At 51.4% G+C, this 14,161-nt stretch carries 13 protein-coding genes; 4 read left to right on the top strand and 9 right to left on the bottom strand.

What is annotated here, in order from left to right:
* Window positions 1-59: 59 nt before the first annotated feature.
* Entirely contained in the window at window positions 60-1,583 is a 1,524-nt protein-coding gene (locus LK436_RS01335) for a recombinase family protein (protein ID WP_083794699.1), read from the bottom strand.
* A 599-nt stretch (window positions 1,584-2,182) separates the two neighbouring features.
* On the opposite strand from LK436_RS01335, the gene LK436_RS01330 reads away from it, so the two are divergent.
* Window positions 2,183-2,899, top strand: coding sequence for a leucine-rich repeat protein (locus tag LK436_RS01330; protein ID WP_008394460.1), 717 nt, complete (start codon window positions 2,183-2,185; stop codon window positions 2,897-2,899).
* A gap of 242 nt (window positions 2,900-3,141) precedes the next feature.
* On the opposite strand, the gene mobQ is transcribed toward LK436_RS01330, so the two are convergent.
* From mobQ to LK436_RS01295, 7 genes are all read right to left on the bottom strand, one after another.
* Complete coding sequence (gene mobQ, locus LK436_RS01325) at window positions 3,142-4,836, bottom strand: MobQ family relaxase (protein WP_008394457.1); 1,695 nt, start codon at window positions 4,834-4,836, stop codon at window positions 3,142-3,144.
* Window positions 4,837-5,189: 353 nt separating this feature from the next.
* Entirely contained in the window at window positions 5,190-5,396 is a 207-nt protein-coding gene (locus LK436_RS01320; RefSeq protein ID WP_008394456.1) for a DUF3847 domain-containing protein, read from the bottom strand.
* Window positions 5,397-5,410: 14 nt separating this feature from the next.
* Window positions 5,411-5,626, bottom strand: coding sequence for a DUF6471 domain-containing protein (locus LK436_RS01315; RefSeq protein WP_008394454.1), 216 nt, complete (start codon window positions 5,624-5,626; stop codon window positions 5,411-5,413).
* Between the two features lie 526 nt (window positions 5,627-6,152).
* Window positions 6,153-7,454 carry a DNA primase family protein gene (locus LK436_RS01310; RefSeq protein ID WP_044930247.1) on the bottom strand — a complete coding sequence of 434 codons (1,302 nt, stop codon included), beginning with the start codon at window positions 7,452-7,454 and terminating at the stop codon, window positions 6,153-6,155.
* Window positions 7,426-8,055: a CHC2 zinc finger domain-containing protein gene (locus LK436_RS01305; RefSeq protein WP_008394451.1), complete on the bottom strand. Its 630-nt coding sequence runs from the start codon at window positions 8,053-8,055 to the stop codon at window positions 7,426-7,428. The genes LK436_RS01310 and LK436_RS01305 overlap by 29 nt, the downstream gene beginning before the upstream one ends.
* A gap of 69 nt (window positions 8,056-8,124) precedes the next feature.
* Window positions 8,125-10,167, bottom strand: coding sequence for a recombinase family protein (locus tag LK436_RS01300; RefSeq protein ID WP_008394450.1), 2,043 nt, complete (start codon window positions 10,165-10,167; stop codon window positions 8,125-8,127).
* Entirely contained in the window at window positions 10,164-10,373 is a 210-nt protein-coding gene (locus LK436_RS01295) for a transposon-encoded TnpW family protein (protein WP_044930409.1), read from the bottom strand. The genes LK436_RS01300 and LK436_RS01295 overlap by 4 nt, the downstream gene beginning before the upstream one ends.
* A gap of 248 nt (window positions 10,374-10,621) precedes the next feature.
* On the opposite strand from LK436_RS01295, the gene LK436_RS01290 reads away from it, so the two are divergent.
* From LK436_RS01290 to LK436_RS01280, 3 genes are read left to right on the top strand one after another with little or no spacing between them, the layout of a single operon-like run.
* On the top strand, window positions 10,622-11,554 hold the full coding sequence (locus LK436_RS01290) for a hypothetical protein (RefSeq protein ID WP_044930407.1): 933 nt from the start codon (window positions 10,622-10,624) through the stop codon (window positions 11,552-11,554).
* Window positions 11,555-11,610: 56 nt separating this feature from the next.
* Window positions 11,611-12,531 (top strand): hypothetical protein, encoded by a 921-nt coding sequence (locus LK436_RS01285; protein WP_008394444.1) that lies wholly within the window; start codon window positions 11,611-11,613, stop codon window positions 12,529-12,531.
* Complete coding sequence (locus tag LK436_RS01280) at window positions 12,524-13,552, top strand: virulence RhuM family protein (RefSeq protein ID WP_008394443.1); 1,029 nt, start codon at window positions 12,524-12,526, stop codon at window positions 13,550-13,552. The genes LK436_RS01285 and LK436_RS01280 overlap by 8 nt, the downstream gene beginning before the upstream one ends.
* A 225-nt stretch (window positions 13,553-13,777) precedes the next feature.
* Here LK436_RS01280 and LK436_RS01275 read toward each other — a convergent pair whose 3' ends face one another.
* The gene (locus LK436_RS01275; protein WP_008394440.1) at window positions 13,778-14,149 is read right to left on the bottom strand and encodes a TnpV protein; all 372 of its coding nucleotides are present in this window, start codon (window positions 14,147-14,149) and stop codon (window positions 13,778-13,780) included.
* Window positions 14,150-14,161 lie beyond the last annotated feature (12 nt).

The following is a 14,161-nucleotide window of genomic DNA, read 5'->3' as shown; positions in this document are numbered from 1 at the left end:
GTAAAAAATTTTGCCGTTCCTATCCGGCACTTGCGCATTGTGTCGGATAGGTCGGGCGGTTATTCGGGCAAGTCCACCTTGCCAACAAAAGAATAATAAATCTCAATGTCCTGTCTGCGGGTCTTGTTCTCGTCATAGCTGCACTCATGCACAACGATTTTCTCTACAAACTCACGCAAGAGGGTGTGGGTCAGTTCTTCAAAGTTCATGTGCTTGCGGACAATGTTCATAAACTTTTCTGCGTTTACGGTGGCTTCCTGCGCTTTAGAAAGCTCTGCCTGTATTCTGGCAACACGCTCTTTCAATTCCTGCTGTTCGGCTTCATAGTCTGCCGAAAGCTCTGTGAAACGCTCGTCAGAAATGCGTCCGCTTACGCTGTCCTCATACAGCCGCTTGAAAATGGCGGAAAGCTCACCGATACGCTTTTCAGCGGCTTCCAGTTCCTTTTTCTTAGCGGCGTTCCTGCGCTTGCCCCCGTCCTCGTTCTGCTCAATTAAGAGCTTCATAAACCGGGCTTCATGCTTTGCCGCATAGCTTGTCACTTTCCGCAGATTGGAGAGTACACCAGCGGTCAAGAGGTCGGTGCGGATAAAGTGCGTCGTACAGTCATGGGTGCGTTTCTTGTAGTTGCCGCAGATATAACAGTCCTGCTTGCGCTTGTCCGTCTGGTATCGCTGCTGGTACATGACGCTGCCGCAGTCCGCACAGAACAGTATGCCGGAGAACAAGCCCACTTCATCATAGCGGTTGGGGCGTTTGCGCTGCTTGCGAAGTTCCTGCACCCGTTCCCATGTCTGGGTGTCTATGATAGGCTCGTGGTGGTTCTCGAAAATCACTTGCTTCTCCGGGGGATTTTCTACGCTGTGCTTGACTTTGTAAGAGGGCTTTTCTGTCTTGAAATTTACCAGACAGCCTGTGTATTCCCGGTTTTCAAGGATATGCACAACGGTATTGGTCGCCCACTTGCACTCATAGCCGGGGTGGTAGCGGCGGGTGCTGCCCGTCCTACGGTATTCCAGCGTCCCCGGCGTGGGGATTTGCTGCTCTGTGAGCATACGGGCTATCTTAGTCGGACCGTTCCCGGCAAGGCAGAGGTTGTATATCTGCTTGACTACGGGTGCAGCTTCCTCGTCAATAATGAAATTTTCGTCCTCGTCCATGAGGTAGCCATACACAGGCTTGCTTGTGATGGGCTTGCCACTCATGCCTTTTGAGCGTTTTACTGCTTTGATTTTCTTGCTCGTATCTCTCACCAGCCATTCGTTAAAGATATTCCGCAGCGGGGCAAAGTCATTGTCGCCTTGTGCGCTGTCCACTCCGTCATTGATAGCGATAAAGCGGACACCTTTCTGTGGGAAAATCATTTCCGTGTACATTCCCACTTGCAGGTAGTTTCGCCCTAACCTCGACATATCCTTTACGATAACTGTCCCGACTTTTCCGGCTTCAATGTCCGCAAGCATGGCTTGAAAACCGGGTCTTTGAAAGTTCGCACCAGAATAACCGTCGTCCGTGTACCAGCGCAGATTGGAAAAGCCGTTCTGCTTTGCATAGGTTTCAAGAATACGCTTCTGAGACGAGATTTGTCAAGGGTATTTTTCCCATATTGTAAAGATAAATAAATTTGCTGATGATTCTGTGAAAAACTAAACAAGCCGACTGTATTATACCAGTCGGCTTGCAGGTTACTCAATATTAAAATATTAGTTGATATTGATTTTTGCCCATCCAAATGCTATAATGTTTTTGAATATAGCAGACAGGCTCTCACATAGAGTGGCAAACTCTGCGAAAAATATTGACATATTTTTTGAAATCGGCGTATTGATGTGGACTCTCCACCCCGTACATTTACCAGTGCTACAGAGATTTGCCTGCACTTATGACGGATGCGTATCTGAGAGCGGATATGGAAGTTGCAAATCTAATGCATGTTGTGCGTAATCTGCATTAACAAACGCAACGAATCGGAAGAAGCGTCGTGGGTAATTTGGAGCCTATACTGGGAATATTTAATGAATGATCCCGATAAAACTATTTTCAGCTGGCGTTATTATTTATCCGGTTACTTTGGAACGGAGGTGCAAGAATTTCGGAAGATGTAATTGGATCGAACGTTTTCTGGCTCTATTTGCGGTGTTTCCTGATTTTTTAAAACTTATCCCAAAAAGGAGAAAATATCATGAGCAAAATGAATAAGAAGCTTCCAGCGCTGTTTCTGGCACTTGTTCTGGTGCTGGGTATGACGGCCTGCGGCGGCAAGGCCACGGATGGCACGACCGGCAGTACGGACAACACTGTGACCGCAGAAGAGGAAGATCACAAGACGCAGAACACCAAGGTTGACCCTAATTCCCCAATCACCGAAGAAATGCTTCGCAACCATGCAGTCGCTCCGGCAGAAGACTTCACCTATGATGTAGAGGATGATGGTATCAAAATCAGAAGCTATACGGGCAGCGATACCGTTGTTGTCATCCCTGAAGAGATTGAGGGCAAGCCGGTTACGGGTTTCTATGATTACGTTTTTGCCAACAATAACCCTGTGCGTGCGGTATTGATCCCGGAAAGCGTAAAAGAATTAGAAGAAGTATTTACGAACAATGAATCAGTGGAACTTGTAATCTGTGAGGGTGTAACCGTATTCAGAGGACTGACTTTTGGGAATTGCTCTAACCTGCGTCAAGTCATTCTCGGCGAGAATGTGCAGGAATTAGTAGGTATTGGTACATTTACCAACTGCTGCCGGTTAATGGAACTCCACTTTACAGATGCACTAACCAGTATTGATGACGAAGAAAATTTTGACGGTTGCGACAACCTCACCATCTACGGTCCGGCAGACAGCTATATTGAATCCTTTGCCAAGGAGTATGGAATTCCGTTCGTAGTGGAGTAACACATTTAATCTTCAAAAATTCCTCTTATCATGTATCTAAAGAAAAAACATCTGCCCAGCGGCAGAAAAGAAAAAAACCGCTGCTGGGCAGACCCATTTTCACGCTTAATTTATATTCACTGGTGGCGGTTTTGAGAAATCAAGGCCGCTGCTTTCTTTCTGTCATTCCCAGCAGTTAAAGGCATGGCGGCCCACGGGAGGACGCCGCCATGCTGTTTTACAATACTGAACAGGAACGGGATTCACCGTTCCTGTTCGTAGTGTTTGGGTTTCCTTTGCCGTTGCGTCTTTGTCTGTTGTTTCTGTCGCAGGCGCTCCCGGACGGAGTGTGCTTCCGCTTCCTCATGGAGCAGATTTGCAACATCTCGCTTGCTGTCAAACATCATCAGCGAATCGTATTTCTCGCCGTAGGCGTCCTGCACACGAGTAACCGCAGAGCGTTCTTTTTCCCCACGGATGGAAAGCCGTGCCTCCATCAGCTCACCGGCGTCAAATTCTGAAGCCTGTTCCTTCAATCCGCTGTATTCCTTCAGTGCGGCATCCAGTTCAGCAGAATACTTTGCCTCCTGCGCTTCCAGTTTTTTCAGCGCACTTTCCATTGCGGCAATATCCTTCTTTACAGAAGAAATACCGGTATCATCGGCGCAGTCCAGAGAACGGAGCAGCATTTCTTTCTCGGTATTCAGTTCCTCCAATTCTTCAGTCAGCTCTGCGATACGGCGGGAAAGGTCATGCAGCTTGGGTATCTGATAAAACGGCGTTTCTTTTTTCTCCGCAAGCAGATTTTTACATTCCTTGCTTTTCGCCTTGATCTGCTGCACCAAGCCCGTATATCGCTCTAACTCTGGCTTGATTGCCTTGACACGCCTACCGATGTTGTGCTTGCCAATGCCGATATGACGAAGCTGATAACTGAAAATCAGCATACTGCCTCGCAACTTTTCCATTGCCTCCGCTATGGCAGGAACGCTGTTCTTCACTGTCTGCATCAGCTTTTTGACCGTCGCTTTCAATTCCCGGAGCAACGCATTGTCAGCCTTGATCTGGCGGTTGATTTCACAGCGGTCAGAGATGATACCCTTCTTCTCCAATGCACGGGCAACCACTCCCTCGTGAATGGTAGGCTGCTCGGTCAAACCTCGGTCTGCATGGCTGCGGTGGTCAATGCGTTCCTCGTGCCCGGCGCGTTCCAGACAGCGGTTGGACACATCTGCCCATACCGCCCGCCATGCCGCAAGCTGCTCCTCACTGTTCCAGCGCTCGGAGATAGGATTCTGTCTGCCGTAGCGGGTGCTTTTGGGGTGCTTATCTGCACGGGCAAGCCCCTGCGCATCGGCCTCGGAAGGAACCATATACACCTTCTTTTTGCCGACCTTGTAGGGATATTGTTTCTCCCATCGCTCGTTCTGTGCCGCCTTAAACTCAGCGGCAGTAAAACCTCGTTCCTCACCGTTTCTCATGCAGAGATATTCCTTCTCGGTCTTGTACTGCCAGTGTCCCTGCTCATCCAACGGGCGCACCGTCAAGAGAATGTGGGCATGAGGGTTGCGACCGTCGGTGTCGTGGATGGCTGCGTCGGCGCACATTCCATCGGCCACAAACTGCTCCCGGATAAATTCTTGCAGCAACTCAATCTGCTCCTCACGGTTCAGCTCTATGGGCAAGGCAACGACAAATTCCCGTGCCAAACGGCTGTCTTTGGCTGTCTCCACTTCCTCCACGGCGTTCCAGAGCTTTTCACGATCTTGCCATTCCTGCGGGGCATATTCCGGCAGAAACACTTCCTGCCAGACAAGTCCCTGTTTTTTTGTGTAGTCATGCTGTATCCCGTCGTAATCGTTATACAAGCGGGAGCAGCTCAGATAAGCGGAGGCGGCCACAGCGGAGCGTCCCGCACCCCGGCTGACCACCTTCGCTTCCAGATGGTAAATTGCCATTGTTCGTTCACCTCGTTTTCTTTTTTCTGTTTCTCTTTTGTAAAAGAGAAAATGGACGGGCTGAACGCCTGTCCATTTCTGCGGCAAAGCTGCCGGTGGCAGGTTTGCGCAGGCGGTTGGAAAATAGCGTCGGTTGAAGCGACGGTATTTGCCCAATCGCGCAGACGATGACAGCAGCACTCGCAGGAGCTGTGGCATTGTCTGGAGGCTTCCGCAGAAGCCGCATCTGCCTCGCAGAGCGCACGGCTTGCCAACGGCAAGTACCACTGCCCCTTCGGGGTGGTGAGTAAGTGCGCCCTTCGGGAGAAAAAAGAGGAAGGCCCCCGTTTTTCCGGAGACCTCCCATCTGAAATTTAGATTTGTTTTCCCAGCTTCCGTGAAAGATACCCCTCCAGCACAGACGGTTCCATCGTGCGCACCTCTGGCAGCACCTTTTCCAGAATCGCACCCTCCTGAATGAGCCTGCGTGTTCTGGCTTTGCGCTCCTTGACACGATCCCGTGCCTGCGCTTCCTCCAATCGGTGCTGCGCCTGCAACAGCTTCTTTTCTGCATCTGTCATGTGAAAAATCCTCCTCACTTCCGCCTCTGCCAGACGATCTCGAAACCCAGCGCATCGGCAAGCTGGACGGCTTCGACATAGCGCAGGGATTCCCGCTGGAGCTTATTAGACAGGTTGGATACACTGTCAGACCAGCCGTGTTCGTCCCGCAGCAGATCAACCACCTCCTGCATGGTCATGCCCTGACGGACGATGTACGACTTGATCTCATTTCTCAGATTGGATTTCATCAACTTTTTACCTCCATATTTTCGTGATATTGGTTTTTGAGTAAGTGAACTGTGTGCGCTTTGCGGTGAAAAATCTGCCGTTCCGCAAATCAACTCAGATTTCCGTCCGTGATGCCCTGTTCATAACAACACCCTATCGGCTTCATCGTTCTGTGTGAGAGCATACGAAGCGGCAGAATATGCCGCCGTCAGGTGCAGCGGCTTCACGCTTCGGTAAATCACCGGATGGTGCAGTGCGTTCGGCTTGCGGCGAAAATCTTCACGGATTTCACAAGGATTGTTTTTTGGACTGCAAAATTGAGCCACCGGTGTACGGCTTGGTACGGCAAGCCCGCCTTCTGTACGCTTCTGTACGCTTCTGTACGCCGGTTTTGTGTACCAACCGTCGGTTCAGCGGCAGATTTTACACGCTGCCGTGAAATACTCCACGGTGCGCACAAGCAAAAGCGGTTTTTTAGGATGGAATCAAAAACAGCCGTACAGAGTGTACGGCGTGTACGGCAATTTTGAGGTCCGCTCTTCATTTTCAATACGGCAGCGGATTGACCACCTCAATGCCCATAAACCCGCGCACCCGCTTGCCGCCGACATGGACATTGTTGGTGGCCTCTACATTGTAAAGCCGCTCGTTTTGTGCAAGCTCAGAGCTGACCCGGTTGGCCGACATGGGCTTCTGCGCATTGTCATCGCACCATCTCGTGTAGGCTTCATAGATCGCCTTGGAGCTGGCTTCGCTGTCTGCCCGAAAGCGGATATAGCCCTCAGATTGCAGAAACTCGATCACATTGTTGCTGCTGCGCTTGACCGTCTCCATATTCTCTCTTGCCTTGCCGGAAATGCTGAACTGATAGTTGTTCCCGATCAGCCGGCGCAGCCCCTCCAGACACCAGAGGAAGATGCCCTCCTTTTCCCGCAGCAGCTTATCCACCAGAAACGGATCGTCTGCTCTGCCTGCGGGCCGGTCTTTGGTGGTCAGCACGATCTGGCGGCGAAAGAAACCGTCGGACTTGTCGTGCAGGGCGGTCAGCGCACCGTTGCCGAAGCAGAGAAAGCGGACATAGAGTTGACTTTGATAGCTCTGAACACCCTTGCGCTCCATATCCATCTTGCACTCGGAGGTCACGATGGATTTGATATAGTTGGTCTTGGGCAGAGCGCTCATATCCATATCGTCATCTACCATCAGGAGCTTGTTTTCCAAATCCGCACGGCTGAACCGGTTGCTCTCCACCTTCTGGATGCTGGTGGTATTCATGCTGTCGCCCAGCAGCGAGCGCATGACCAGCCCGATGCGGCTTTTGCCTTCGCCGCCCTTACCGATGAGCATGAGCATTTTCTGCCCCTTGGTGGTCGGCAGCAGGCAGTAACCCAAAAACTCCTGCAAGGTGGGAATATCCTCCGGTTGCAGCAGCTCGGAAAGGAATTGCAGCCACTTTTTCGGGGCGGGTGCGTTTGGATTATAAGCGACGGTCAGCCGGTTGTTGCAGTAGCTCTTGTCGGCGGTAAAGCTGCCGTCCATGAAATACGTTCCGTTGGCAACATGGATGCGGTCCGTCTCAATGGGCAGCGGCGGCGAATACGCTTGCAGCTTGATGCTGGCCAGCAGATTTGTCACGACTTTGGACAGGCCGGAGGTCAGCACGCCGGAGATTTCCTCCAGAATAAGATTGCCGATCTGTCCCTCGTCCTCAATCAGCCCGTCTACCGTGAACAGCCGCCCGCGCACACATTTCATGGGGTGCTTCTCCAGAAACTGTTGGCAGAACAGCACCTCATTGATGTGTCTGCCGTCGTACCAGTCAGGCCACGCCTGCGGTGTCATATCCATCTTCCAATTCCTCCTTGTGAATTTTCTCTAATCTCCGTCGTAGCCTGTCCAGCTTTCCGTCCGCCATCTGCTGATGAATCACTTCGGCACGTTCGTGGGAATCCCCGACGCACAGAATATCCAGATAGTATTCCGTTTCGTCGAGCTTGTGACAGGCTTCCATGAACCGTGCGTGAACAGGCACGTCAGGAGATTGCGGCGCATACCGCACCTTCCAATCCCGCAGCACACGGGCGTAATCCGACAGAACAGAAAAGCACAGCCGCTCGTTTTCCATGAGCTGCTGTGCTTCTGTTCGGATGCGTTTTGCGTGGAGCGCCGCTGCGCTGGGCGGCTTGTCCGGGCTGAGATGAAAATCTGCCATCAGCTTCCGCGCCGCATCATAGGGCGAAAGCTGAAACAGCTTGCCTACAAAGTCGATTACGTCTCCGTGCTCCCCACAGGCGAAGCAATAATAGTGATCGTCCGCCACATACAGGCTGGGGTTCCGGTCGTTGTGAAAGGGGCAGAGGGCTTTGCCGTATCGGTTCACATCGATCCCATACAGTTCTGCCGCCTCCCGCAGATTGACATTTTCTTTTACGATTTCAAAAATACGCATGATACCTCCATTTCTGCGCAAAAACGGCGGCCTGCCCGATCTGGGGCAAGCCGCCGTCTGCGTCTTTTCTTATGCTGTTTTCGTTTCTTTCTCGTTCTTAGCTTCTCGCAAGGCTTTCTTTCGTGCGCTCTGCCGCTTGATCTGTGCTGCATACCGACAATCGTCACTGCAATATTTCACATTTGACCTCGTTGTGATAAACTCCTTGCCGCAGCTTTCGCAGATACACGCCCGGCTGCGGCTCTCCGCCGCCTCCTGCCGGTAAAATTTTGTACGGCAGTTGGGGCCGCAAAACAGGGTATTTGTCCGCTTGGATGCAAATTCCTGCCCGCAGCACTTGCAGGTCAGCGTGAAGGGCTGACCGACAGCGTGTTCTCCAGCCTTGATTTTCTGATACCGCTCCCGGCTTTTGATGCGGTGCCGCTTGAGCTGTTCCTGCCGCTTGATTTCTTCCACGGTCAGCTCCGGTGCGGGTAACTCGAACTGCCCGATAAAGCGAAGGTGAATTTCTACCTCCTGCACCCGGTCGCCGTCGATGCGCTCTGGGGCGTGGACGATGATTTTCTCAATAAATTCGTTGATCATGGGCGTGGTCAGCTCGGAAAAATCGGTGTACTTCCTTGCCAGCTCCAGAAACTGCTCCACACGGGCGGTGTCCTCTGTGAAAGCGGACAGCCTTTCTTCCGCCTCTGTGACAGAGGCTTGCAGCGCTTTCTGCTCGGCTTCGTAATCTGCCAGCAGACTGTCAAAGCGCTCATCGGTAATGCGCCCGACAGCAAAGGATTCATAGAGCTTTTTGATGATGGTGTCCAGCTCGGCAATGCGTTTCTTGTCCTTGCTCAGCTTCCGCTTGGCATCCTTGGCCGCTTCCGTCTGCCGGAGCTGGGAGGCAGAGCGCACCTTTTCCATAAACACCTCCTGATTGGAAATCGCAAAGGTGCTGACCGTGCGGATGGTGTCCAGAATCAGTGTGCGCAGGGCCTTGGTGGAGATGTAGTGACCAAAACAGGCACTTGTCCGTTTCTGATGCGCCAGCGTATAGGAGGAACAATCGAAGAAGTCGGAGGGATAGGGATTATTCTCCGTGCCGCCTTTGGAGCGATGGTTATACATCTTTTCTCCGCAATCGGCGCAGTACAAAAGACCAGTCAGCGGATTCGCTTCACCCAGCGTGTCGATGCGCTTGGGCGTCTTGCGGAGCTTTTGTGCAAGCTCCCATGTTTCCCTGTCCACAATAGCCTCGTGGGTATCCTCAAAGATCAGCCAGTCCTCCCTGGGATTCATCACGGCGTTTTTGTCCTTGTAGGACTGCTTGTGGGAGCGGAAATTCACCGTATGCCCCATATACTCCGGCTTGGTGAGAATCTGCCCCACGACATAGCCACTCCAGTTATAGGGGTTGGAAAATTCCTCCTTGCTTTTCCAGATGCCCTTGCCCTGCTTGCCGAAGTACACGGCGGGCGTCTCCACCTTATCCTCAAAGAGAATACGGGCAATATCGTAGGGTCCTTTGCCCTCGATGGTCAATCGGAAAATGCGGCGCACCACGGCGGCAGCTTCCTCGTCGATCAGCCAATGGTATTTGTTCTCCGGGTCTTTCTTGTAACCGTAAATGGCACAGTTGGTGGTGGGCTTGCCGGATTCTCCCTTGACGCGGATGGCGGTTTTCTGCTTGCGGCTCAGGTCGCGCAGATACCACTCGTTCATGATGTTGAGGAAGGGGGCAAACTCGTTGCTGTTCTGGTCATCGCTGTCCACGCTGTTGGCGATGGCCACAAAGTGGACGCCGTGCTGTCGGAAGAATACCTCCGTGTAAAATCCGGTTTGCAGATAGTCACGCCCCGCCCGGCTCATATCCTTGACGATCACATGGGCGACTTTGCCTGCCTCAATATCTGCGATGAGCTGCTTCCATGCCGGGCGCTCGAAATTACCGCCGCTCCAGCCGTCGTCCGTATAGTGTCGGCAGTTGGTGTAGCCTTTCTGCTGGGCATAGCTTTCGAGGTATTTTTTCTGATTCACGATGGAATTGCTATCCCCGGCGTTGTCATCGTCGCGGGACAGCCGCTCATAGAGAGCGGTAATTTTGCTTTCAGTCTGTTTCACGCTCATGATGCGCTCCTTTCAGACTGTCGGCTCATTTGTGGTGTCTCCATTATACCATAGGTTCCGTCGTTTGTAACCATATCATTGCGTACAATCCGCAAAATTTTATCCTCCATGGTCTCGCCGCCACTTTCGTTGAACACGACTCTGACCTTGTAGGTGGTGCCGCCGATCCGGCGGATGATAAACTGTTCTCGTTTGTTCTGCTCCATAGGCATCCTCCTTGCGTGATTGGTTGGTTTTTGATATAATGTGTTTGGTTCCGTTGGCTGTAAGCCAACCGTGTCTTTCGGTTGCTTTTCCATGCTCCATATCCTCCTTTTCTTCGCTGATGGCTCGGAAAGTAACCTGTGTAACTTGTGCTAAGATTACTTTCTCTACTAATAGGAGAAATACGGGGTGTAAACCGGAACTGTTTTTGAAAAAAAGAAAAATATTTTTTCGGGGAGGTGAAGCTGTCGTGGAGCCATGGGAGGATGAACTGCTGTGGGATGATGATTTTTCCGAGGAGGAAAAAGATGCCGAGGAGCAAATAGAGAAAACCGGCCTTGAAATGGATGCGGACGGCTTTGCCGATTGGGAGGATTCCTCTGACGGTGCGCCGGAGGACGAGACACTGGAGGAAGCGCTTGCAGAGGAACTCACGCTGGAGCTGGAAAGCGAGCTGGAGCAGGACGAGCATCCCAGAGACTATCATGCCGAGCTGGAGGACGAGGAAGAGGAAGCCGCACCCACCAGCGAAAAACGGCTCAAGCGGGAAATTCGTGCAGAGGCTCTGCGGCGGCTGGAGGAAGCAGCCCGGACGGAATCCGATTTTCTGACTGTGGTAGACGAGTGGAACAAGCTGGACAGAAATCGGGAACGCCGAGAGCGTGACCACGAAAACCTGCGCGGGGATGTTCCGTTGGAGTTTCAGGCTGTGCCTGATCCGAAGATTGCTCCCCTCTGGATGAATCTGCCGAGGTTCCGTCAGCTCTGTCAGGGAAATTTTCTTGACATCATCTTCTCCTGTCCCTACGAGCTGCATGAGCTGACAGCAAACAGTTTTCTCTCCAAGCTCTTTTTCACCCTCAGTGATGAGCAGAAGGAGGTGCTGTACTACCTGTTTGTCAAGCAATACAGCACCGCACGGCTTGCTACCCTCCGCGGGCAGTCCGACCGGAATATCCGAAAGCTGCGGATGACCATTCAGAAAAAGCTGCAAAAGCGGATGTATGAGCATCTGAGCGAAAAGCTGGAAAACGATCATGGCCTTACCCTGCGGGAGCGCGAGTTCGTAGAGGAATATGAAGCGCTGCTGCAAACCATGGGCAAAGATGCCGTGATCCGCCGGGAGAACAAAACAAAGCCGAGAAAAAAGAAAGCCGTCCTTGACGATACCAAGGACGGTTGATACAATGGTAATATGGTTAATATATAGATAGATTACGATTTGAGAGGAACAGCGTCATGAACAATCTGTTTGCACAGTCCCGTTCCCATTGGGTGCGGTATGACCGCTATGAGATCAAGACCGGCAAGGACGGAAAACGCTATATCACACCGGAAAAGACGGCGAAGCCCGACATCTATAACCCGCTGAAGGAGTCCTCCGAGATGGTGCTGGAGGCACTGAATGTGGGGATGCTGATGATGAACCGCAGTCCGGAGGACGAGGTGGAAAAGGCAATTCTGACTTTTGTGACCCACTACGGTCTGTTGGGGCTGATGACGGCACTGCCCACCACGCCGTCATTTATGGACTATGAGGCAGTCTATCTGCCGAAGAATCACTTCATCAAGGAAGAAAGCATGGCAACAGAGGATTACCTTGCCCTGTTCTATCCCTTTGACAAACTGGATGTGGTGAAAAAGGGCGTGGAATCCAGTTGGAATGTTTCCGGGGATAATATGATGATTGCCCTGACCATGACCTTCATGGAGGAACCCATGGCAAAGAATATGAGCTTCCAGCGGGAGTATGCTGAGCCGTATGATTGGGTAGCGCAGCAGTTCAAGGATTGGGCGTTCACGCTGACCACCTCTATTCTGTACTACAATGACTACGACAATATTGACGAGGATACAAGAAATCTTTACCGCAAGGCTATGGCTGCCTTCGGCGGCATTGCGCCCAGTTATCATATTGAGCTGCTGGAGAAGCCGACGATCTATTGGGACTTTCATTCGCTGCTGCTGGGTATCCAGATGATGTTCAGCTTCATGCTGGTGGACGATGCAAAACCGCTGCGGCTGTGCAAGCACTGCCAGAAGGTGTTCCTCGGCAGCCGGGCCAATTCCGCATTTTGCAGCGCCCGGTGCAAGAATCAGTATAATGTCTATAAGAGCAGGGGGAAAAATAAGGGACAGGACGGTGAGGAAAATGGATGAGAATATGGCACTTACTCCATATGAAACAAGAGAAATTTTGTTTTATAAAACCGACAACGGCGATGTCAAGGTTGAAATCCTGCTATATCAGGAAAATTTATGGCTGACGCAGGCAAAGATGGCGGAGCTGTTTGAGGTGCAGAAAGCTGCCATCTCAAAGCACCTGAAGAATATCTTTACCTCTGGTGAATTGATGGAGGATTCAGTTGTTTCCGTTTTGGAAACAACTGCGGCTGACGGAAAAAACTATCCCACGCGGTACTATAATCTGGACGCGATCATTGCAGTCGGCTATCGGGTGAACTCCAAAAAAGCCACCATGTTCCGCATCTGGGCAAACAGAATTCTGAAGGAGTACATTATCAAGGGCTATGTCATGGACGATGAGCGCCTGAAAGAGCCGCAGAACTTCTTCGGGAAGGATTATTTTGAAGAACAGCTGGAACGCATCCGCGACATTCGCTCCAGTGAACGGCGCTTTTATCAGAAAATCACGGACATATACTCCCAATGCAGCGCAGACTATGATGTGGACAGTCCTGTTACAAAAGAGTTTTTCGCCACCGTACAAAACAAACTGCATTACGCCATTACAAAGCACACCGCAGCGGAGATCATCTATGACCGGGCAGACAGCACGAAACCGAATATGGGGCTTACAACATGGAAAAATGCACCGAGCGGCAGAATCCGAAAATCCGATGTTGTGATAGCGAAAAACTATCTGGATGAAACTGAGATGGGAAGCCTGAACGAAATCGTCACGATGTATCTGGATTATGCCGAGCGACAGGCGCGCCGTGGAAACATCATGTATATGCGGGATTGGGTCGCACGGCTGGATGCGTTTTTGCAGTTTAACGAGGAAGAAGTGCTGCATCATAAAGGAAAAGTGACAGCAGCCATTGCAAAAGCCTTTGCCGAGAGCGAGTTTGAGAAATACCGTGTCATTCAGGATCGACAGTATCAGAGCGATTTTGACCGACTTGTAGCCAGCACTGAGGAGAAGGATTACGATTGAGGGCGAAAATGTTGCGATTGAGGTTGCGATTGACCAGTTGAACGCAAGTCAAGGTACGATTGCAAAGGATTCTGTTACTGCCGCAGGGGATCTCATTACAAAACTGAAAAATGCGGATTTGATTGAGCCTGTCAGCGGCTTTGGAAAGGGCAAATACAAGTTTATAGCACCAAAAGAATAAAGATAATGCCCGTTATCGGCCATGCAGCCAATAACGGGCATTTGTCATTCATATACAAGCTCGGTCAAAACAATTTCCTCCGCGCGGCTGCGGATGTTGTTCATGCGGCGCACCCATTCCATTTGGTCGGCGGCTTTGAGCGCTTCGGTCACATCTTCCTGCCTTGCCATATCGGAAACGATGATTGCCATACGCTCGTTACAGGCTTGGTCGATCTCGGCAAGGTGCCGATGCAGCGTTCCGCTTGTGAGCAGGCTTGCATAGAGAACCGGACGATGTTCTTTCAGATAGCTACGGCGCATACGCCCGTACTTGCCAATCTGGTATTCTGGTTCGTCCGGCAGCGCAAGGTTCGGGATAAGATAATCACCCTCCTGACGGTAAGTGCCGCCCATTTCCTCAAATAGAGATTTCATAAGAATCAGCTC

It is taken from the genome of Clostridium sp. M62/1, assembly GCF_020736365.1.
Taxonomy (GTDB): Bacteria; Bacillota; Clostridia; order Lachnospirales; family Lachnospiraceae; genus Otoolea; species Otoolea saccharolyticum_A.
The sequence above is the reverse complement of the archived record's forward strand: the minus strand, read 5'-3'. Positions and strand labels throughout refer to the sequence as shown.